Here is a 19,609-nt window from a genome sequence, read left to right as displayed (position 1 = left end):
TGCGTTTCTCCTGTTGGATTCTGGTCAGCCGCGCCGCATCGCGCGGGCGGAAAGGCTCAGCGCGACGGTCGCGATGATGAGGGAGGCAAGGATCAGGAGCGTCGAGACGGCGTTGAGTTCCGGCGTCGTGCCCTGTTTGATCAGGCTGAAGATATAGACCGGCAGGGTGGTGGTGCCGCCGGTGTTGAGCAGGCTCGACGTGATGAAATCGTCCATCGAGATCACGAAGGCCAGCATCGCCCCCGCAAACACCCCCGGCGCGATCAGGGGCAGCGTCACCCGGCGAAAGGCGGTCCAGGGCGTGGCGTAAAGATCCTGCGCCGCCTCCTCGAAATCCGCGCTCATGCCCTGAAGCCGGGCGCGGATCGGCAGGAAGGCGAAGGGCGTGCAGAAGGCCGAATGCGCGAGCGACAGCTTCAGCAGCCCGTTGGTGATGCCAAGCTGCGAAAACAGGATCAGCACCGCGACCGCCACCACGATTTCCGGCAGCAGCAGCGGCAGGTTCACCACGGTTTCGGACAGGCGTCGGAACTTCAGGTCGGCATGCCGAGTCAGCACCATCGCCGCCATCAGCGCGGTCACCGTGGCGATCACCGTGGCAATCACTGCGACGGTGAGCGAGACCCGCAGCGCATCCATCAGCGCCTTGTTCTGCAACGCGGCGACATACCATTTCGTCGAAAACCCGGTCCAGACCGAGAACGATGCGGTTTTCGTTGAAGGAAAACCAGATCACCACCGCAATCGGCAGGTAAAGCCACAGGAACACGGCCCAGGCGATCAGCTTTGCCCCCGGGTAGTGGCGGATGTCGGTATTCATGCGCGGGCCTCCTTGCGCCGCGCGCGCTGTGCGCTCAGCAGCAGAACGATCACCACCATCGCCATCAGCACGATCGCGATCGCCGCGCCGAAGGGCCAGTTGCGGCCGCCGCCGAACTGCGTCTGGATCAGCGTGCCCATCATCATCTGCTTGCCGCCGCCCAGAAGCATCGGCTCCAGCACGGTGCCGAGCGCGGGCACGAAAACAAGGATCGCCCCCGCCGCCAGCCCGGGCCAGGTCAGCGGCAGGATCACCCGCCGCGCCGTGGTCCAGCGGCTGCCATACAGATCCGCCCCGGCCTCAAGCAGTGCCGGGTCCAGCTTTTCGATCGCCGCATAGACCGGCAGCACCATCAGCGGGAAGCAGGTGTAGACCATGCCGATCAGCATCGCGCCCGGCGTGAACAGCAACTGCCCGCCGCCCACCGCCTGCCACAGCCGCCCGCCGATCCCGTCCTGTCCCAGAATGATCAGCCAGGCATAGACCCGCACGATCATCGACACCCAGAACGGCAGGGTGACGAGGTAGAGCAGCACCGCCTTGGTCCGTGGCGCGCAGGTCGAGATGACATAGGCCGTGGGCAGCGCCAGCGCCATGCACAGCACCGTCGTCACCGCCGCGAGTGCCAGCGTCCGGCCGATGATGATCAGGTATTTCGGATCGAATTCCAGCTCGTCCGACCAGCCCGTGGTGAACAGGATCTCGCGGTAGCTGTCCGTTGAAAAGCCCCACTCGAACCCGCCATAGGCGCCCCGGGTGGAGACGGAGACGAGCAGCACGATGGCGACGGGGATGATCAGCGTCGCCCCCATCAGCACCCAGGCCGGCATCAGGCCCCAGAAGCGGAACCCCCTCATTGCGCCAGCACCCGGGCATTGGCGGGGTCAAAGCCCAACCGCACGTCGCGCCCGATGGGATAGCCCTCGGACACCGCACCGTCGTTCCGGCGCGAGACCCGCAGGCTGCGGCCCGCCGTTTCGACCGTGTAATGGGTATAGCCGCCCATGTAGTTGCGCGCCGCGATCCGCCCGGTCAGGGTGTTGCCGGTGGCCTGATCCTCCAGCCCGATCTTTTCGGGGCGCAGCGACAGGGTGGCGGGGCCGGGGCCGGAAATGCCCTTCTGCGCGGCGGTGATGTCAAAGCCGAAGGGGGTCCGGACACGGGCGACGCCACCCGAGACGGAGAGCACCTCGACCTCCATGAAATTCGTCTCGCCGATGAAATCCGCCACGAAGCGGTTGGCGGGTTCCTCGTAGATTTCGGCGGGCGTGCCGATCTGCTGGATCTGGCCCTTGCCCAGGACACAGATCCGGTCGGACATGTCCAGCGCCTCGTCCTGATCATGGGTGACGAAGATGAAGGTGATGCCGGTCTTGCGCTGCAAGCTGCGCAATTCGTCGCGCATCGCCTGCCGCAGCTTCAGGTCCAGCGCGGAGAGGGGTTCGTCGAGCAGCAGCACCTGCGGTTCGGGGGCCAGCGCGCGCGCCAGCGCGATCCGCTGCCGTTGCCCGCCCGAAAGCTGCGCGGGGCGGCGCGCGGCGAAGGGGGTCATGTGGACCAGTTCCAGCATCTCCGCCACGCGGGCCGCGCGCTTCGCCTTGTCCCAGCCGAGGTTCTCCAACCCGAAGGCGATGTTCTGCGCCAGCGTCATATGCGGGAACAGCGCATAGCTTTGGAACACCGTGTTCACCCGGCGCTTGTGCGGCGGCAGGGTGGCGATCTCCTGCCCGAAGAGGCTGATCGAGCCTTCGGTCGGGGTTTCGAACCCGGCGATCATCCGCAAAAGCGTGGTCTTGCCGCAGCCCGAAGGCCCCAGCAGGGTGAAGAACTCGTTGGCGTCGATGGTGAAGCTGACCCGATCCAGCGCCTGATAGTCGCCGAACCGTTTCGTCACGTTATAGACTTCGACCGCTTTTCCGCGTGTCATTTTCCGGCTCCCTGTGTTGGCCTCAGGCCAGTTGCGTCACTTCGCGCCGGAAGGGCAGCGCATCGCCGATGTCGGGCTGGTCGAGTTCGCGGGCATAGCGGTGCCCGGCATAAGTGGCCCAGGCGATCGGGCCGGGGGCGCAGGCATCGCCGATCACCCGCACCGAGCGGATCCCGGCATCGGCCCAATCCGCCTCCCGCGCCTTCAGCGCCTGATACAGCCCGTCGTCAGAGACGCGCGAGGTCACCATCACCGCCGCGTCACAGCCGATCCGGCCCCGCGCATCGGTGTAGACACAGGCGGTTTCGGCGCCATCCGCATGCAGCGCCGCGATCCCGGTGTTCAGCACGATCTTCACGCCGCAGTCGACCAGCCGCCGGTGGATCGCGCCCTGTTCGAGCGTGTTCAGCGTCCAGTCCGACACATAGGCCGAAGGCGTGACCAGCGTCACCGCACAGCCCGCCTTGGCCAGCAGTTCGGCAATCACCCCGCCCATGTAATAGTGATCGTCGTCGAACAGCACGACATTACCCGTGGGCAGCCGCCCCGCCATGATGTCATCGGGCGTGAACACCGGCAGCGCCGCATCCATCGGCATCGGCACGACATGCAGCCGCGCCACGCCATCCGCCCGCCATTTTGCCCCGGTGGCGATGGCGACGTTTTCAAAGCCGAAGTCCAGAACCTCCTCCGCGCTCAGCGGACTGTCGAAATAGGTCTCGACATTCGGGCGCTGGCCGATCTGATAGGCGCGGTAATCCGCCACCCGGCCCCAGGCCGACAGCCCCGGCAGCAGCCGTTCGCGCGCCACCCGCCCGCCAAGCGCGGTGCCCGCCTCGGCCAGCGCCACGTCATAGCCGCGCAGGGACAGCGCGCGGGCGGCCTCCAGCCCGGCGGGTCCGGCGCCGACGATCAGCACGTTGGAACTGTCGCCCTTCGGGTTCATCCTTTCGGGGTGCCAGCCCTTGCGCCATTCCTCCATGAAGGTCGGGTTCTGGGTGCAGCGGCTGATGCTCATCGTCATGTCGCCGGTGATGCAGATGTTGCAGCCGATACATTCGCGGATATCCTCGATCCGGCCTTCCTCGACCTTTTTCGGCAGGAAGGGGTCGGCGATCGAGGGCCGCGCGCAGCCGATGAAATCGAGCGTCCCCTGCCGGATCAGCCGCGCCATCACATCGGGCGAGGTGAACCGCCCCACGCCGACCACGGGGCGCGAGGTCAGCTCCCGGATGCCCCTGACCAGAACCTCCTGCGCCGCCTCTTCCTTGAAGCGCGAGGGGCCGGAGCAGTCCTCCCATGTCCCCTGCGCCAGATCCCACAGGTCCGGCAGGTCGCGGTTCATCTCGATGAACTCGCGCACCTCGGCGTTGGAAAAGCCAAGCGCGCCGATGGTTTCGTCAAGGCTCACGCGCAGCGTGATCCCCATCGTATCGCCCACCGCATCGCGCATATCGGCCACCACCTCATTGACGAAGCGGGAGCGGTTTTCCAGCGACCCGCCGTATTCGTCCGAGCGCTGGTTCGTCGCGCGGCTCAGGAAATGCTGGAAGATCCCGAACCCATGCGCGCCATACAGGCAGATCAGATCGAACCCCGCCAGTTTCGAGCGTTTCGCCGCATTCACGAACCAGCGGCGCAGGTTGCGGATATCGGTCCGGTCCATCGCGCGGGCCTGCACCGGATCATTGGTGAAAGTCCGGATCGGCAGGGCGGAGGGCGCGAGCGGCACCTCCTTCGTATACAGGTTCGGCCCGTTGATGCCGGAATAGGCGAGCTGAATCCCCGCCAGCGCGCCCTGCGTTTTCATCGCCTCCGACATCCGCCGCAGCGCGGGAATATCGGCATCGTCCCACAGCCGCAGTTCGATGAAGGGCGTGATTTCCGAGGTGTGGTGCATCTCGGTCTGCTCGGTGAAGATCACGCCCCAGCCGCCTTCGGCCTTGATCCCCCGCATCGTGGCCGCCGCCGTCGGGTCGCGGTAGCCGCCGCCGTTGCAATGCGGCACCTGGTAGAAGCGGTTCTTCGCGGTCAGCGGGCCGATCTTCGCGGGCTCGAACAGAATGTCGTAGGCTGGGTTGCGCATCATGTCTCCCTTGCCGGTATTTCCGGGGCAGGGCGGACGATCCATAATGTCGCACCCCCCGTAAATTACAGGTTGCGGAAGCCCGAGTTAGGCTGATCCTAATTGCTGGTTATGCTGGCAAAGGGCCTTCCGAATAAGCGGAATGAAAACTCACTCCGCCCCCGGCAGCACCTGAAGGCCCGGCGCGCTGGTCGGCGTGATTTCCGCCCGGGCGTGTTCAATGAAGGCCCGCACGGAGCGCGACGCCTCGCCATCCGATGTCAGCAGGCCAAGCCGCAGCGCCTTCACCGGCCCGCTCAGCGGCACGAAGCGCAGCCGCCGCCCGTCCGGCGCCAGATCCGTCAGCGGCCGGATATTCGCCACGCCATAGCCGAAGCCATTCGCCACCAGCGAGCGCATCACCGCGATGTCGCGCGTGCGTTCCGCGATGATCGGCGAGATGCCCAGCTGCGTGAAGAACGACAGGAAGTAATCCGCGCTCATCGGCAGGTCGAGCAGCACCATCGGATAATCGGCCAGTTCCGCCGGGGTCACGCTGCCCAGCCGGGCAAGCTCATGCGTATCGTTCAGCATCGCGAAGGGCGGCAGGTCGATCAGCGGCGTGAAGCGCACATCGGCCGGGATGTTCAGGTCGTAGCTGAGCGCGATGTCCAGCCGGGCGGAGCGCAGCCCCTCGAAGATTTCCTGTTGGTCGCGCTCGAACTGATGAAACTCGACCTCGGGCCAGAGGTCAACGAAGCTGCGCCGCAACTGCGGCAGAACGATCTGCGCGAAGGTCACCAGACAGCCGACGTTCAGCGGCCCGCGCACCTTGCCGGTGATGTCATTGGCCAGATCGTTCAGCCCGCGCGCCCGGTCGAGCAGATCGCGCGCGCTGTCCAGAAACCGCAACCCGCCCTGCGTCAGCGACAGCCCCTGTGCATGACGGCGCACGAAGAGTTGCAGCCCGAATTCACTCTCCAGCTGCGCAATCGCCGCCGAAATCGAGGGCGAGGAGACATTGACCTTCTCCGCCGCCAGCGCGATCGAACCGCATTCCCCCACGGCCACGAAATATTCCAGTTGTCGCAGGGTGAAACGCAGGGGCATGGGCAGACTATAGCGCCGGGATCAATACCGGATCCAGACGGTTTTCAGCGCGGTGTATTTGTCGAAGCTATGGATCGACAGGTCGCGCCCGATGCCCGACTGTTTCATCCCGCCGAAGGGGGTCATCGCCGACAGCGCATCGACCGTGTTGACCGAGACGGTGCCGACATGCAGCCGGTCGGACAGGTCCATCGCCCGGCTCAGGTCGCGGGTCCAGACCGAGGCGGCAAGGCCATAGGGGCTGTCATTGGCCATCCGTACCGCTTCGCCCTCGTCCGCGAAGGTCTGGATCGACAGAACGGGGCCGAAGATCTCCTCTCGCGCGATCCGGGCGTCATGGGGCACATCGGCGAAGACCGTGGGCTGGATGAAGGCGTCCGAGCCGCCGATCGTCAGCCGCTCGCCCCCCGCCACCAGCCGCGCCTGTTCCTTGCCCGAGGCGAGGAACTCCGCCACCCGCGCCGCGTGCCGGTGATCCACCATCGCGCCCATCTTCGTGTCCGGGTCGAGCGGATTGCCCGGCAGGATCGCCTCGGCCCGGGTCTTCATCCGTGCGGTCATCTCTTCGGCCACGTCGCGATGCACCAGCATCCGGCTGTTGGCGGAACAGACCTCGCCCTGATTGAAGAAGATGCCGAAGGCCGCCATATCCGCCGCCTGATCCAGATCGGCATCCGGGAAAATCAGGTTCGGGCTCTTGCCGCCGGTCTCCAGCCAGACCTGCTTCATGTTGCTTTCACCGGCATAGCGCTGGAACATCTTGCCGACGTCCGTCGAGCCGGTGAAAACGAGACAATCCACATCCGGGTGCCGGCCAAGCGCCTGCCCCGCATCCTCGCCGAACCCCGGCACGACGTTCAGCACGCCGTCGGGCAGCCCGGCCTCGGCGGCCAGTTCCGCCAGCCGCAGCGCCGACAGCGGCGATTGTTCGGCGGGCTTCAGCACCACGGAGTTCCCCACCGCCAGCGCGGGCGCCAATTTCCACGTCGCCATGTCGAGCGGATAGTTCCACGGCACCACCGCGCCGACGACACCCAGGGGCACCCGCCGGATCATCGCCACATCGCGCCCGCCGGTGGGGGCCACCTCGTCATAGATCTTGTCCACCGCTTCGGCGTGCCACTGAAAGAAATGCGCCGAACCGGGCACATCCACATTCACGGTTTCCGCAATCGGCTTGCCCATGTCGAGCGTATCGAGCAGGGCGAATTCCTCAAGGTTCTCGCGCAGCAGTGCGGCCAGCCGCAGCAGCACCTCCTTGCGCTCGCCCGGCGTCTTGCGCGACCAGCGGCCATCGTCGAAGGCTGCGCGGGCCACCGCCACGGCGCGGTCGATATCCTCGGCGCCGCCGCGCGCCACATCGGTCAGAACCTGCGCGGTGGCAGGGTTCACACAGTCGAACCGCGCGCCGGAGGCGGCGGGCACGAACCGCCCCCCGATCCAGCACTGGTTGCGCAAGGTCATCGCCGCCGCGCGGGCGGTGTAATGGGCAAGGCTCTGCATCATTCGTCTCCGGGCACGCCATAAGAGGGCGCGGCGGTGGGGTTCAGCGCGCGCGTCACATAATCATCCGCCTGGGGCTTGTAGACCTCCCAGGCACGGGCGACCGCCTCGATCGGGCAGCCTTCATCGAGCCAATCCACCCGCAGCTCCGCATAGGGCCAGGCCTGCCGGTCCACGATCAGAAGCCCCGCCGAATGCACCGGCCCAGCCTCACCGCCAAGCGCCACCGCCGCCCGCATCGCCGCGATCAGCCGGTCGCCCAGCGGGCCATCCGCCGCCTCGAAGGCCGCGACCATCGCCGCCGGAATCCCGGCATCGGCCAGCATGTTGCCCCCCGCCGCGCAATCCGCCCCCTGCGCCGCCGACCACAGGCCAAGCGCCTTCGCCCCGGAATGCACCGCGCTCCGCCCCGCGCCATCCACCGCCAGCAACTGCCGGTAGTCCGGATAGCCATCCGCATCGCGCGCCGCCGCCACCGCTTCCGCCGCGCCCCCCGCCATCCGGTCGAGCATCAGCGGCCCAAGCGCCGGATTGGTCACGTTCTGCGTCGAAACCGCGCCCACCCCGGCCCGCGCCCAGGCACAGCGCGCCGCCACTGCGGGAGAGGAAGACGAAATCGCCACCCCGAATTGTCCGCTTTGCGCGCAACGCGCGACGATGGAAAAAGTCATCCGCTTTCCTTTCCTCTCCGGTTTCGTGCAACGGCGCGGTCGGGGGTCGCGGGGGGCGTCCCCCGCGCGCGGCCCAAGGGGTCGCCGTGCCGCAAGGCACCGCGACCGCGCGGGAGCCCCCCTCAGTCCGGGATCACCGCCGTCGCGTCGATTTCCACCAGCCAGGACGGCCGCGCGAGGCAGGTCACCACCACCCCGGTCGAAACGGGATGCACGCCCTTGATGTATTCGCCCATCGTCCGGTAGACCGCCTCGCGGTGGCGCACATCGGTCAGGTAGACCACCACCTTGCACAGATGCTCCATCGAGCCCCCCGCTTCCTCGATCAGCTGGCGGATGTTCTGCATCACCTTGTGGGTCTGTTCGACCGGATCCGGGCTGCCGATATCCTCGGCGGTGTCCAGATCCTGCGGACATTGCCCGCGCAGGAAGATCGTCGTGCCGCGCGCCACCACCGCCTGACACAGGTCGTTGTCGAGCTTCTGCTCCGGATAGGTGTCCTTGGTGTTGAACGGGCGGATACGGGTGTGGGCCATCGGGCTCTCCATGGGTTCGGCGCGGTAGGAAAGGTAGCCGCGCTGCTTGACGATATGATCGGCGATGAATTTGGCGTCATGCCAGACGCCCCAGATGAACGAAGACCCCCGCCGTGACTGCCATGGCAGGCCGAGGAAATAGAGCCCCGGCTCTTCCGACACGCCGCGCTTGTGCCGGGGCCGGCCGTTTTTGTCAAAGGCATCGACCTGCATCCAGCGGTGATCCTGCGCAAAACCGGTGGCCCAGATGATCGCGCCCACGCCCTTCAGGTCCAGCTTGCGCAGCGGATCGGTGACGCAGGGCGGATCGGCCGGGATCACCCGCGCCTCGGGCTCTTCGGGCAGGTTGAGCCCGTTGCGCGCGATATAGGCATCCGCCTCGTCCAGCACTGAGAGGTAGTTCGCATCCCCCGCATCCAGATTCCGCTTGAGGTCATCGGCGAAGGTCACCGCGCCGTTCTCATACCCGTTCAGCCGCCCGGTCAGCACCATCCCCTGTTCCGCCAGCCGCCGGAAGTCGATGGTATAGCCGCCGCGCGCGCCGGTGACCGCGATGGTGGTGTGCTCGGACCCAGGGCTCGCCTCCATGTCCCATTTGTTCAGCACGCCCAGCCACCACACATTGTCCCGTCCGCGATAGGCGCGCGGCGGGCGGTCGTGCTGGCCGACGGACAGATAGACCTTGCGCCCCGCCCGCATCAGTTCCTCGGCGATCTGCACGCCCGAAGAGCCCGCGCCCACCACCAGCACCGCCCCTTCGGGAAGCTGCTCCGGGTTGCGGTATTGCGCCGAATGCAGCTGCGCGAACCCGGCATCCTGCGGCACCAGGGGCGGGATCACCGGCACCTGATAGGCCCCGGTCGCCGCCACCACATAATCCGCCTCGACCGGCCCGGCCGAAGTCTCGACCGTGAAGCCCGGCCGCCCGTCGTTGCGGCTGAGCGCGGTGACGGAAACCCCCGTGCGGATCTCACCGCCGAATTTCCGCGCGTAATCCGCAAGATAATCGGCCACCTGCTCCTTCGGCACGAAGGCATCGCCATCGCCCGGGAATTTCATGTCCGGAAACCGGTCATGCCAGGCCGGGCCGTTCGCCACCAGCGAATCCCACCGCGCCGTGCGCCAGGCCTCGGCCACCCGCGCGCGTTCCAGCACGATATGCGCGATGCCCTCCCGCGTCAGGTGTTGGCTCATCGCGATCCCGGCCTGTCCGGCCCCTACCACCAGAACTTCTGTCTTCTCGGTCATGCCGCCTCTCGTGCTATCATCCCGCTGATCCAGCGGGCAAATTCGTAATTCGGCCGTTCCAGATGCGACAGCGCGCCGGGCGCGGCCAGCCGCCCCTGCATGCCGCGCCAGACGCGCTCGGTGCAGCCCTTGTCTTCGTCGTTGACCGCATCCAGAAGGCCCTTGAGCGCGGCGAAATGCGCCTCGGCCTGCGGATCGGCGATGAAATCGGGCGACAGCCCGCCGCCATACAGGATCTTCACATGGTCCGGCCCGTCGGGCATCAGCGACAGATACCAGAAATATCCGGGCGTCAGCGTGATCAGCAGCGCCGGATAAAGCGCCAGCAGCCATGTCCGCCGCCGCTCCTCCCCCACCAGCCGGGTGTTCGTGGGGTGCGCGAGCGCCAGCGCCACCGAGTCATCCTTCAGGATATGGTGGTAGTTGAACGCCGCGAACCCCTCCGGGCAGGTCATGTCCCGCAGGCTGACCGCGCCGCCGATGGTGCCGCCATGGCACATCGGCAGGTGGTAGCTTTCCATGAAATTCTCGGCGAGGATCTTCCAGTTGGTGTTCCAGCGGTGTTCCTCGCGGAAGGTCTCGGTATAGCTGCCCATGTCGAGGGGGCCGACCAGCGCCTCGACCTCGGCGAACATCCCGGCGGGGTCGGGCAGGTCGGGGTTCAGCGTGACCATGATCCAGCCCTGCCAGTCGACGCAGCGCACCGGAGGCAGGCGGACATCGCTTTTGCAGAAACTTTCGTTGCGATCCATCGCCGGGGCGCCGCGCAGGCTGCCGTCGAGGTTGTAGGTCCAGGCGTGATAGGGGCAGGTGATGACCCGCGCGTTGCCCCGCCCTTCGAGCAGGACCGACATCCGGTGCCGGCAGACGTTCGACATTGCCCGCAACACCCCGTCGCGGTCGCGCAGCACGATCACCGGCTCCCCCGCGATGTCCAGCGTCAGGTAATCCCCCGGCGCCTTCAGCCCATCCGCCCGCCCGGCGCAAAGCCAGCTGCGCGCAAAGATCCGCTCCTCCTCCAGCCGCAGGAATTCGGGCGAGGTATAGACGGACACCGGCATCGCATGTGCCCGCTCAAACGGCACGGCGACCGAAGCGGCGAGTTCAGTGGCGGCATTCATGGCGGGCTCCTCCGGGGTTCAATGGCGCAGGGCGTGCTTCAGGAAAAGAACATCATTCGTCATCATTGATTAGGTTGTGCCTAAGATCGCGCGGGCGCATTTCTCGCCGATCATCATAGACGGCACATTGGTGTTGCCGCCGATCAGCGTGGGCATGACCGAGGCATCGGCAACGCGCAGCCCCCCGATCCCGTGGACCTTCATGCTGATGGGGTCGATCACGGCAAGCGGATCGGTGCCCATCTTGCAGGTGCCGACGGGGTGATAAACGGTCAGCGCCTCGGCCCGCAGATAGGCGAGGATCTCGTCATCGCTCTGCACACCGTCGCCGGGCAGCATCTCGCGCCTGCGGATCGGGGCGAAGACCGGATCGGCCAGGATCGCGCGCGCGACCTTGATCCCCTCGACCAGCGTCGCGGCATCCTCGGGCGCGGTAAAGAAGCGGTGGTCGATCTCCGTCCCCGCGCCGGTCAGGCGGATTTCGCCCACCGATTTCGGCCGCAGCACGCAGGTATGGATGGCGTAGCCATGGCCGTATTCGACCAGCCGCCCGCGATGGCTGCGGTAGCCGGGGACGAAATGGAACTGGATATCCGGCTCGGCCCCCGCGTATTTCGTGCGGGCAAAGCCGCCCGCCTCGACATAGTTGGTGGTCAGCATCCCCTTGCGCTGCAACAGAAACCGGAACGGCGCGGCGAGCATCGCGGGCAGGTTCGGCACCGACAGGCCCAGCGTCTGCGTCGAGTCCGAGCGCACCGTGATCATCCCGTCGATATGGTCGCGCAGGTTCTGGCCGACGCCGGGCAGGTCATGCGCCACCGCCACCCCGGCCGCCCGCAGCATCTCCCCCGGCCCGATCCCCGACCGCATCAGCAGCGCGGGCGAGCCGATCGCCCCGGCCGACAGGATCACCTCCCGCGCGGTCAGGGCCTGCCCGTTGTGCAGCTGCACCCCGGTCACGCGGCGGCCGTCAAGGGTCAGGCGGCTCACCTCCGCCCCGCTCATCACCGTCAGGTTGGGGCGCTCCAGCACGGGCTTGAGGAATGCGCGATAGGAGGACCAGCGCAGCCCGTCATGCTGCGTCACGTTGTAGATGCCGACGCCTTCCTGCACCCCGGCGTTGAAATCGGTGTTCTCGGGCAGGTTGACGGCCCGCCCGGCGGTGACGAACATCCGCGACACCGGGTTCGGATCGCGGGCGCGGTCGACATAGACCTCGCCATCAAAGCCGTGCCAATCGGGCGACTGGCCGATCACGTTGCGCTCAAGGCTCTTGAACACCGGCAGGACGTCATCCCAGCCCCAGCCCGCACAGCCCAGATCCCGCCATTCGTCGTAATCCGAACAGGCGCCCCGGATGAACAGCATCGAATTGATCGTGGACGAGCCGCCAAGCGCCTTGCCCCGGTTCACCGGAATCCGGCGGTTGTTCAGCGCGGGCTGCGGCACGCCGACATAGGCGTAATCGTATTTCGGATTGCCATACAGCGACAGGATCCCCGCCGGTACGCGCACATTCGGCGCGCTTTCCGAACCGCCGCCCTCGATCACGCAGACCTTTTCGCCCCGCGCCGAAAGCCGGTTGGCCAGAACGCAGCCCGCTGAGCCTGCGCCGATGATGAGGATGTCGAAATCTTGCTGCATCATGTCCTGTCCCGAAGTTCTGGGCACCATGCGGCGGGGCCTGGTTAGGCGGCAGAAGTATTTTCCTTGGCCGGACTTCGGATAATCCTAAGTATATGCGTAACTATATGGATTATCGTGGAAAATGCCGGGCGCCGTCCGGCCCGGCGGTGGCGGCGCGCAGGGCATTGGCCTGTCCCTGTGGCGATATGCCCGGTGCATGGGCAGTTCGCGAACCTCAGCGCCGCCGCCCGCCCGCCGAAGCCGCGATCCGAAGCAGCCTGCGCCGGTCCCCCGCCAGCGCCGAGTCCATCAGCCCGGCCAGCACCCCGCGCGATTTCAGATGGGGCACAAGGCTGGAATGAGCGAGGTCCGGGAAGATCAGATGGTCGAGGCCGGGACATTGCGGGAAGGGCAGGGCCTGCGGCAGGTCGTCCAGCGCGCCATGAAACAGCACGGTCCAGCGCGCGGCAATCGGCGCGGTGGGGTAGCGGATGGGCGGCAGCGCATCTGTCCAGCGCGTCCAGCGGGTTTCGTTCCTTAAAGACCATTGCGGCGAAAAGGCCAGCGCCACATCCACCGGCAGCACCTCGGCCGCCGCCAGCGCGCAGAACCCGCCCATCGAAAGCCCCGTGGTGGCGATCCGCCGCACCGTCCCGACATGGGCCAGTGCCTGTTGCAGCGCCGGGGCAAAGCCCGGATGGTTCGCCCAGCTGCGGCTTTCATCCGCGACGAACAGCGCCCGGCGCCCGCCATTGGTGGCGGTGGCGACGAATTCGGGCGAGGGCACGCGCTCCGGATCATGCCCGACCGACGAAAAGGCGATGACCAGATCCGCGCCCGGACCGTCGGCGAACAGGATCCGGAACGGCGGCGGGACCGGCAGGGGGCGGAGGGTCGTCGGGCGCATCGGCGCAGGATAGGGCGTCGCGTTCCCGCGCACCATGGGGTCCGCGCGCCATGGGGGGTGGTCAGCGTTCCGCGCCATGACTCTGTGGTTTTCCCGCCCGATCGCCCGCCATGGCCCCGTGCCCGTTGCGAACCCGGCCCGCATCGAAGCTATGGCGGGCATGAACGCGCATTGGCTAACGCGCTGCGGTGGTTTATGGATTGGGTGAACGCATCCCGGGCCCGTCGCAGGCGGCCCGGCAGGTGTGGCGGCGTGGTGGAACGGTAGACACAAGGCACTTAAAATGCCCTTCCGAACGGAGTGCGGGTTCGACTCCCGCCGCCGCTACCAGAATTATCCCGCAGGCAAGGGGGCCGCATGACCGAACCGATGTCCGACCGCAAGCGCGGCTCCGGGGTGAAGCATGTCTATGACGTGCTGCGCGACGAGATCCTTTGCCTGACCCTGCCGCCCGGCGCGCCGATTGACGAGGTGCACCTGGCCGAGCGGCTGTCGATGTCGCGCACGCCGGTGCGAGAGGCGCTGGTGCGGCTGGCGGCGGAGGGGCTGGTGACAACGTTGCCGAACCGCTCGACCGTGGTGGCGCAGATCGACTTTCTCAACCTGCATCATTTCTTCGACGCGCTGACACTGATGTATCGGGTGACGACGCGGCTGGCGGCGCAATACCGGCAGGACGATGACCTGACCCGGATCCGCGCGCAACAGGAGGCGTTCCGTCGCGCGGTGGTGGCGCAGGACGCGCTGGCGATGATCGCCACCAACCGCGATTTCCATGTTGCCATCGCCGAGGCCGGGCGCAACCCCTATTACATCGGGCTGTTCGCGCGGCTGCTGGACGAGGGGCGGCGCATCCTGCGGATCTATTATTCCTCCTATCAGGACCGGCTGCCGCTGCGCTTTGTCGAGGAACATGAGGAGATGATCGCCGCGATCGAGGCGGGGGACATCGACCGCGCCGACCTGTTGGCCACGGCGCATGCCGATCAGATCGTCGGGCAGATCCGGGCCTTCATCGCGCGGGACGACCGGCAGGCGGTGCCGCTGAATCCTGTCGACAAATAAAATACACGCGCTACAGTGGGGCATTCCATGAGAGGATGATTCCATGCGCTCGACGATCTTCACCGGAACGATCCCCGCCCTGATGACCCCCTGCAAACCGGACCGGACGCCGGATTTCGACGCGCTGGTGCGCAAGGCCACGGAACTGATCGGGCTGGGCATGTCGGCGGTGGTCTATTGCGGTTCGATGGGGGACTGGCCGCTGCTCACCGATGCCGAGCGGATGGAGGGGGTCGAGCGGCTGGTCGCGGCGGGGATCCCGGTCATCGTCGGCACCGGGGCGGTGAATACGAAAACCGCCGTCGCCCATGCGGCGCATGCGCAGAAGGTAGGGGCGAAGGGGCTGATGGTGATCCCGCGGGTGCTGTCGCGCGGGTCCGTCATCGCGGCGCAGAAGGCGCATTTCAAGGCGATCCTGTCGGCGGCGCCGAACCTGCCGGCGGTGATCTACAACAGCCCCTATTACGGGTTCGCCACCCGGGCGGATCTGTTCTTCGCGCTGCGGGCAGAGCATCCGAACCTGATCGGGTTCAAGGAATTCGGCGGTAATGACGATCTGTCCTATGCGGCGGAGCACATCACCTCGCGCGACGACGATGTGACGCTGATGGTCGGCGTCGATACGGCGGTGGTGCATGGGTTCGTGAACTGCGGCGCCTCGGGGGCGATCACCGGGATCGGCTGCGTTCTGCCGCGCGAGGTGCTGCATCTGGTCGAACTGTCCAGGGCCGCTGCGGCGGGCGATGCCACGGCACGCCGCCGGGCGCAGGAACTGGACGCCGCGCTGCATGAACTCGCCAAGGTCGATGCCGGGCCGGATCTGGTCCTGTTCTTCAAGCATATGATGGTGCTGAAGGGGAATCCGGAATATGCGCTGCATTTCAACGAAACGGATGCGCTTTCGCCCAGTCAGCAGGGCTTCATCGAAGCCCAGCTGAAGCTGTTCGATACCTGGTATGCCGACTGGTCGCGCTAGGCCATCGCGCCGCGCCCATGCGCCATTGACCGCAGCAGCACCGCGATAGTGGTGCCGTTGTGCAAAAGCGCGGTGGTGACGGGCGCGAACCGCCCCGTCGCCGCTCCGGCGAGGATCGCCGAATTCACCCCCACCGCCACGCGGAAGTTCGAGCGGATCAGCGCCATCGTGTCCTGTGCGATCGCCACCACATCGGCCAGCGCGTCGAGCCGGTCCTCGACCAGCAGCACATCCGCCGTCGCCCGCGCAATGTCGGCGGCGCGCGGCATCGCCAGCCCGACATCCGCCGCCATCAGCGCGGGGCCGTCGTTCACCCCATCGCCGACATAGGCGACCTTCGCGCCCCCCTCGCGCAGCGCGGTGATCAGCCGGGCCTTGTCCTCGGGCTGCTGCTCGTAATGCACCTCGTCCAGCCCTAGCGCCTCGCCAAGGGCCAGCGCCTTTTCCCGCGCATCGCCGGTGATCATCACCAGCCGCTTCACCCCCATCGCCCGCAGCCGGGCAAGCGTGGGTGCCGCCTCCTCGCGCAGGCGGTCGCGCAGGGCGAACATGGCAAGCGGTTCGTTGTCGCGCGCGGCGTAAAGCATCGACTTGCCCTCGGCCTTCAGCTTGGCCACCTTGTCGCGCGCGGCGGCGAAGGAAACGTGCTCGTCATCCTCGATATAGCGGCGGCTGCCGAAGCGGATCACATTGTCGCCGATCCGGCCCGCGACGCCATGACCGACGATGAAATCCACCTCTTCATGCGCGACATGGGCCAGATGGCGGGCCTGTGCCAGTTCCACCACCGCCCGCGCGATCGGATGGGCGGTGTGTTCGCCCAGGGACGCCACCATCGCCACCGCCTGCCCCTCGTCCAGCCCCTTGGCCAGCGGCAGGACATCGGTGACCTGCAAGGTGTTGTGGGTCAGCGTGCCGGTCTTGTCAAAGACCACGGTGTCGATACCCGCCAGCGCCTCCAGCGCCTGACCGGATTTGATCAGCCCGCCCGCCTTTGCCGCGCGATACATCGCGCTTTTGATCGCGATCGGCGTGCCGAGCTTCACCGTGCAGGAGTAATCGACCATGAACACCGATTCCATCCGCCGCCAGTTCCGCGTCAGCCCGAACACCGCCGCCGCCGAGGCGAGCGTGATGCCGACGCGCTTGTCCGCAAGCTGTTCGGAAACGGTTTCGATTTCGGCGGGGCGTTCCAGCGCCTCCTGGATGTAGCGGGTGATGCGGCCGGTGGTGGTGGCATCGCCCACCCGGTCGGCCCGGATCACCAGCCGCCCATCGGTGACGATGCTGCCCGAGAAGCACCACATCCCCTACCATGCGCGAAAGCGGCAGGCTTTCGCCCGTCACCGCCGATTGGTCGACATAGGCCGCGCCGGTGAGCACCACGCCATCGACCGGAACCGTCTCGCCGATGCCGACGACGATGCGCTCGCCGCCCTTCAGGCTGTCGAAGGGCATGCGGGTGGTCTGGCCGTCGCGCTCGACCCAGACATCTTCGGGGCGGCGGTGCAGCAACGTGCGCAGCAACTCGTCCGAGCGCTCCGCCGTGCCCGCCTCGATATAGGTCGCGAGTTCCATCAGGAAGCGGGTGAAATTCGCCGTGCCATATTCGCCGCGCAGGGTGGGCAGGCCCATCGCGATGGCGTCCAGCACCTCGACCTTCAGCCCCTCGGTCAGCGCGGCCTTCGCCCCGGTCAGGATCGGGCGCGCGACATTGGCGAGCGTGACCGCCCCCGCCAGCGGACGGGGCAGCACGAAGGCCCCCGCCACCGCGAGCGCCGCCGTGGCAAGGTCCAGCCCATCGGCCCCTTCGGGGGGCACAAACCCCTCGGCATTCGCGGGCGGGTGTTCGGCGGTGGCAAGGATCCGCGCCCGCAGGCCCGGGCGCCCGTCATGCGACACGATCACCGAACCGCCGCGCGTGTTCACCCGCACCGCCGTCACCCCCGGCAGCGCCCGCACCGCCGCGCCCACCCGCGCGAGCCACCCGGCATCCGGCGTCAGCCGCAGCCGCAGGCGGCCCGGCGTCTCATGCGCGATCCGCATCGGCTCAGGCCTTGACCGGGCGCGGGCCGCTGCGGCGTTTGGGTTCGGGGGCGGGGGGTTCCGGTTCGGCAACCGTTTCGGCGGCCGCTTCGGCCTCGGCATCGTGGTAGCGTTCCTTCAGCTCCTCGATCCCGCCTTGCAGCGCGGCCCAAAGCTGCACCGCCGTGCGCATCACCACCCGCTGCGCCGGTTCGCTGGTCAGAAGCCAGGCCGCCCCGGCCCCGACCGCCAGCCCCTTCACCAGCGAATCCGCCGAAGGATGGGCATGGGGGTTCGGCTCCGTGGCATGGGTTGGCGGGAATTGGGGCGGCTGCGGGCAGGAGAAACCGCCCGAAGGCCCCGCCTGCTGCGGTGGCTGCACGTTCGCACCGTAGAAATGGTAATGGTAGTGGACGCCGCCGGTGGTGTCCGTGGTCGTTTCGGTGGTCTTTTTCGACATGATCACACCTCCCTGTGGTCATTCCTGTGGTCATTGCGGAAGATGCCCGCGACGGCGGCGCGCACTTCGGGCTTGCGTGCCAGCACCACGGCCCCCGCGCCGATCGCCGCCCCGAGCCAGAATTTCGACCCGCTCGCCCGCGCGATCCGGCTCAGGTTCGAGAAGCTGAACCCGTCCTGCATCACGCCTTCGAGAACGTCGAGAACATCGACCCGGCGCGGCCCCTGCGGCCCCCAGCCATTGTCTTGCGTGCCGTTGCTCATGAAATCTCTCCTATCCAAGATGCCGGTCCAGAACCGCCAGCGCCTGTGCGGCATCGCCGCGCAGAAGCGTTGTCCAGTCGGACGCGGGAACGACCCGGGGATCGTATTCGACCACGACCGACAGCGCCGCCGCATTGACCCGCGCGACATGCACGGGCAGGTGTTTGAGCAGATCGAGGAACGGCCCCACCGCAACCCCCTGCACCTCGGCCAGCGCCGCGGGCGCGAGCTTCAGCCGGATCCGCCCCGGCACATGATGGGCGACGCCGATATGGCGCCGTAAATGCAGGAACGGCGCAAGATCCGGTATACCGCGCATCGGACACCTCAATTCTGTGAAACAGGCTGGCGGCGGCTGGCCCTTACCCGGTTAGCATAGGGCGTCACGGCGGGAAATCCCTTGATGCGTGTCAAGGTGGGCTCTGGCAATTCCCGCCGGCCTGCCCCATTTATCGGGGGAACCGAGAGAGGAAGAGACGTGGAACTGCGCCCCCTGCCGCCCCGCCCGAACTGGCAAGAGATCGCCGAGGAAGCCGGATTCAGCTTTCACACCATGTATGGCGAACCCTACTGGAACGAATTCCGCGCCTATCGGTTTACCCTGCGCGAAATCGAGGAGGACATCGAGGATCCGGTGACGGAACTGCATGGGCTGTGTCTGGATGCGGTGGATCGGATCCTGGGCTCCGAGGAGTTGATGGAGCGGATGGGCCTGCCGCGCGCGCATTGGGATTTCATCGCGCAAAGCTGGCACGACCGCGACCCGTCGCTTTATGGCCGGATGGATCTGGCCTATGACGGGACGGGCCCGGCGAAGCTGTTGGAATACAACGCCGATACGCCGACGTCCCTGTTCGAGAAGCACATCGTTCCAATGGCGCTGGCTGGAGGATCAACTGGGCGCGCGCGTGCTGCCGCGCGGGGCGGATCAGTTCAACGGCACATGGGAGGCGCTGGTCGAACGCTTCGGCGCGCTGTTCCCGGACAAGCCAAGCGTCTGGTTCACCTCCGTCCCCGACAACAGCGAGGATTACGGCACGGTCGAGACCCTCGCCTGGGCGGCGAAGGAGGCGGGGGTCAACCCGCTTTACCTGACGATGGACAAGATCGGCCTGACCGAGGAGGGCCGCTTTGCTGACGCCGATGGCTGGCCGGTGCGCTATCTGTTCAAGCTCTATCCCTGGGAGAACATGCTGAACGAGCCCTTTGCCGAATATCTGGCGGGGAGCGGCTGCACCTTCCTCGAACCGCCGTGGAAGGCGCTGGTGTCGAACAAGGCGATCCTG

General features: G+C 67.0%; 18 protein-coding genes, 1 tRNA gene and 3 pseudogenes. 5 read left to right on the top strand and 17 right to left on the bottom strand.

Annotation, left to right across the window (positions count from 1 at the left end):
- Nucleotides 1-24 precede the first annotated feature (24 nt).
- The 12 genes and pseudogenes from QM789_RS06675 to QM789_RS06620 all read right to left on the bottom strand — a co-directional run bounded on the left by QM789_RS06675 (nt 25) and on the right by QM789_RS06620 (nt 13,570).
- The gene (locus QM789_RS06675; protein WP_420351178.1) at nt 25-639 is read right to left on the bottom strand and encodes an ABC transporter permease; all 615 of its coding nucleotides are present in this window, start codon (nt 637-639) and stop codon (nt 25-27) included.
- 177 nt (nt 640-816) lie between these two features.
- The gene (locus tag QM789_RS06670; RefSeq protein WP_420351177.1) at nt 817-1,677 is read right to left on the bottom strand and encodes an ABC transporter permease; all 861 of its coding nucleotides are present in this window, start codon (nt 1,675-1,677) and stop codon (nt 817-819) included.
- Nucleotides 1,674-2,747 carry an ABC transporter ATP-binding protein gene (locus QM789_RS06665; RefSeq protein ID WP_420351176.1) on the bottom strand — a complete coding sequence of 358 codons (1,074 nt, stop codon included), beginning with the start codon at nt 2,745-2,747 and terminating at the stop codon, nt 1,674-1,676. Before QM789_RS06665 ends, QM789_RS06670 begins: the two co-directional genes overlap by 4 nt.
- Nucleotides 2,748-2,769: 22 nt before the next feature.
- A complete protein-coding gene (locus QM789_RS06660) occupies nt 2,770-4,833 on the bottom strand; it encodes an NAD(P)-binding protein (RefSeq protein ID WP_420351175.1) in 2,064 nt (687 codons plus the stop codon).
- A 150-nt stretch (nt 4,834-4,983) separates the two neighbouring features.
- Complete coding sequence (locus tag QM789_RS06655; protein ID WP_420351174.1) at nt 4,984-5,922, bottom strand: LysR family transcriptional regulator; 939 nt, start codon at nt 5,920-5,922, stop codon at nt 4,984-4,986.
- Between the two features lie 21 nt (nt 5,923-5,943).
- A complete protein-coding gene (locus tag QM789_RS06650) occupies nt 5,944-7,428 on the bottom strand; it encodes an aldehyde dehydrogenase (protein WP_420351173.1) in 1,485 nt (494 codons plus the stop codon).
- Entirely contained in the window at nt 7,425-8,096 is a 672-nt protein-coding gene (locus tag QM789_RS06645; RefSeq protein ID WP_420351172.1) for a DUF1028 domain-containing protein, read from the bottom strand. Before QM789_RS06645 ends, QM789_RS06650 begins: the two co-directional genes overlap by 4 nt.
- A 122-nt stretch (nt 8,097-8,218) precedes the next feature.
- Nucleotides 8,219-8,632 carry a RidA family protein gene (locus tag QM789_RS06640; protein WP_420351496.1) on the bottom strand — a complete coding sequence of 138 codons (414 nt, stop codon included), beginning with the start codon at nt 8,630-8,632 and terminating at the stop codon, nt 8,219-8,221.
- Between the two features lie 672 nt (nt 8,633-9,304).
- A pseudogene (locus tag QM789_RS06635) lies at nt 9,305-9,880 on the bottom strand (flavin-containing monooxygenase); the annotation flags it as partial.
- Nucleotides 9,877-11,001 (bottom strand): aromatic ring-hydroxylating oxygenase subunit alpha, encoded by a 1,125-nt coding sequence (locus QM789_RS06630; protein WP_420351171.1) that lies wholly within the window; start codon nt 10,999-11,001, stop codon nt 9,877-9,879. The pseudogene QM789_RS06635 and the gene QM789_RS06630, both read right to left, overlap by 4 nt.
- 69 nt (nt 11,002-11,070) lie before the next feature.
- Nucleotides 11,071-12,648, bottom strand: a complete 1,578-nt coding sequence (locus tag QM789_RS06625) for a GMC family oxidoreductase (protein ID WP_420351170.1) — start codon at nt 12,646-12,648, stop codon at nt 11,071-11,073.
- A 214-nt stretch (nt 12,649-12,862) separates the two neighbouring features.
- Nucleotides 12,863-13,570, bottom strand: a complete 708-nt coding sequence (locus tag QM789_RS06620) for a hypothetical protein (protein WP_420351169.1) — start codon at nt 13,568-13,570, stop codon at nt 12,863-12,865.
- A 210-nt stretch (nt 13,571-13,780) separates the two neighbouring features.
- Here QM789_RS06620 and QM789_RS06615 point away from each other — a divergent pair.
- From QM789_RS06615 to QM789_RS06605, 3 genes are all read left to right on the top strand, one after another.
- A tRNA-Leu gene (locus tag QM789_RS06615) sits at nt 13,781-13,864 on the top strand.
- 27 nt (nt 13,865-13,891) lie between these two features.
- A complete protein-coding gene (locus QM789_RS06610; RefSeq protein WP_420351168.1) occupies nt 13,892-14,599 on the top strand; it encodes a GntR family transcriptional regulator in 708 nt (235 codons plus the stop codon).
- A 43-nt stretch (nt 14,600-14,642) separates the two neighbouring features.
- Nucleotides 14,643-15,575 carry a dihydrodipicolinate synthase family protein gene (locus QM789_RS06605; protein ID WP_420351167.1) on the top strand — a complete coding sequence of 311 codons (933 nt, stop codon included), beginning with the start codon at nt 14,643-14,645 and terminating at the stop codon, nt 15,573-15,575.
- On the opposite strand, the gene QM789_RS06600 is transcribed toward QM789_RS06605, so the two are convergent.
- From QM789_RS06600 to QM789_RS06580, 5 genes and pseudogenes are all read right to left on the bottom strand, one after another.
- Nucleotides 15,572-16,840, bottom strand: a complete 1,269-nt coding sequence (locus QM789_RS06600) for an HAD-IC family P-type ATPase (protein WP_420351166.1) — start codon at nt 16,838-16,840, stop codon at nt 15,572-15,574. The genes QM789_RS06605 and QM789_RS06600 overlap by 4 nt on opposite strands.
- Nucleotides 16,841-16,889: 49 nt before the next feature.
- Nucleotides 16,890-17,153, bottom strand: a pseudogene (locus QM789_RS06595) (heavy metal translocating P-type ATPase); the annotation flags it as partial.
- Nucleotides 17,154-17,625: 472 nt separating this feature from the next.
- Nucleotides 17,626-18,060, bottom strand: a complete 435-nt coding sequence (locus QM789_RS06590) for a hypothetical protein (RefSeq protein ID WP_420351165.1) — start codon at nt 18,058-18,060, stop codon at nt 17,626-17,628.
- Between the two features lie 2 nt (nt 18,061-18,062).
- Nucleotides 18,063-18,323 carry a hypothetical protein gene (locus QM789_RS06585; protein WP_420351164.1) on the bottom strand — a complete coding sequence of 87 codons (261 nt, stop codon included), beginning with the start codon at nt 18,321-18,323 and terminating at the stop codon, nt 18,063-18,065.
- 10 nt (nt 18,324-18,333) lie between these two features.
- Nucleotides 18,334-18,642 (bottom strand): hypothetical protein, encoded by a 309-nt coding sequence (locus QM789_RS06580; RefSeq protein WP_420351163.1) that lies wholly within the window; start codon nt 18,640-18,642, stop codon nt 18,334-18,336.
- Between the two features lie 84 nt (nt 18,643-18,726).
- Between QM789_RS06580 and QM789_RS06575 the strand changes: the two are divergent.
- Nucleotides 18,727-19,143, top strand: a pseudogene (locus tag QM789_RS06575) (glutathionylspermidine synthase family protein); the annotation flags it as partial.
- 88 nt (nt 19,144-19,231) lie between these two features.
- Nucleotides 19,232-19,609, top strand: a 378-nt coding sequence (locus QM789_RS06570) for a glutathionylspermidine synthase family protein (protein ID WP_420351162.1), incomplete at its 3' end; no start/stop codon positions are given.

Origin of the sequence: Paenirhodobacter sp. (assembly GCF_047600745.1) — a bacterium.
Taxonomy (GTDB): Bacteria; Pseudomonadota; Alphaproteobacteria; order Rhodobacterales; family Rhodobacteraceae; genus Rhodobacter.
The sequence above is the reverse complement of the archived record's forward strand: the minus strand, read 5'-3'. Positions and strand labels throughout refer to the sequence as shown.

Coding starts and splice junctions, on each gene's coding strand:
- QM789_RS06620 (WP_420351169.1), bottom strand. CDS start 13,570: ATGGTGCGCGGGAACGCGACGCCCTATCCTGCGCCGATGCGCCCGACG.
- QM789_RS06640 (WP_420351496.1), bottom strand. CDS start 8,632: ATGGCCCACACCCGTATCCGCCCGTTCAACACCAAGGACACCTATCCG.
- QM789_RS06655 (WP_420351174.1), bottom strand. CDS start 5,922: ATGCCCCTGCGTTTCACCCTGCGACAACTGGAATATTTCGTGGCCGTG.
- QM789_RS06665 (WP_420351176.1), bottom strand. CDS start 2,747: ATGACACGCGGAAAAGCGGTCGAAGTCTATAACGTGACGAAACGGTTC.
- QM789_RS06670 (WP_420351177.1), bottom strand. CDS start 1,677: ATGAGGGGGTTCCGCTTCTGGGGCCTGATGCCGGCCTGGGTGCTGATG.
- QM789_RS06645 (WP_420351172.1), bottom strand. CDS start 8,096: ATGACTTTTTCCATCGTCGCGCGTTGCGCGCAAAGCGGACAATTCGGG.
- QM789_RS06605 (WP_420351167.1), top strand. CDS start 14,643: ATGCGCTCGACGATCTTCACCGGAACGATCCCCGCCCTGATGACCCCC.
- QM789_RS06650 (WP_420351173.1), bottom strand. CDS start 7,428: ATGATGCAGAGCCTTGCCCATTACACCGCCCGCGCGGCGGCGATGACC.
- QM789_RS06630 (WP_420351171.1), bottom strand. CDS start 11,001: ATGAATGCCGCCACTGAACTCGCCGCTTCGGTCGCCGTGCCGTTTGAG.
- QM789_RS06610 (WP_420351168.1), top strand. CDS start 13,892: ATGACCGAACCGATGTCCGACCGCAAGCGCGGCTCCGGGGTGAAGCAT.
- QM789_RS06660 (WP_420351175.1), bottom strand. CDS start 4,833: ATGCGCAACCCAGCCTACGACATTCTGTTCGAGCCCGCGAAGATCGGC.
- QM789_RS06675 (WP_420351178.1), bottom strand. CDS start 639: ATGGATGCGCTGCGGGTCTCGCTCACCGTCGCAGTGATTGCCACGGTG.
- QM789_RS06585 (WP_420351164.1), bottom strand. CDS start 18,323: ATGAGCAACGGCACGCAAGACAATGGCTGGGGGCCGCAGGGGCCGCGC.
- QM789_RS06580 (WP_420351163.1), bottom strand. CDS start 18,642: ATGCGCGGTATACCGGATCTTGCGCCGTTCCTGCATTTACGGCGCCAT.
- QM789_RS06625 (WP_420351170.1), bottom strand. CDS start 12,648: ATGATGCAGCAAGATTTCGACATCCTCATCATCGGCGCAGGCTCAGCG.
- QM789_RS06590 (WP_420351165.1), bottom strand. CDS start 18,060: ATGTCGAAAAAGACCACCGAAACGACCACGGACACCACCGGCGGCGTC.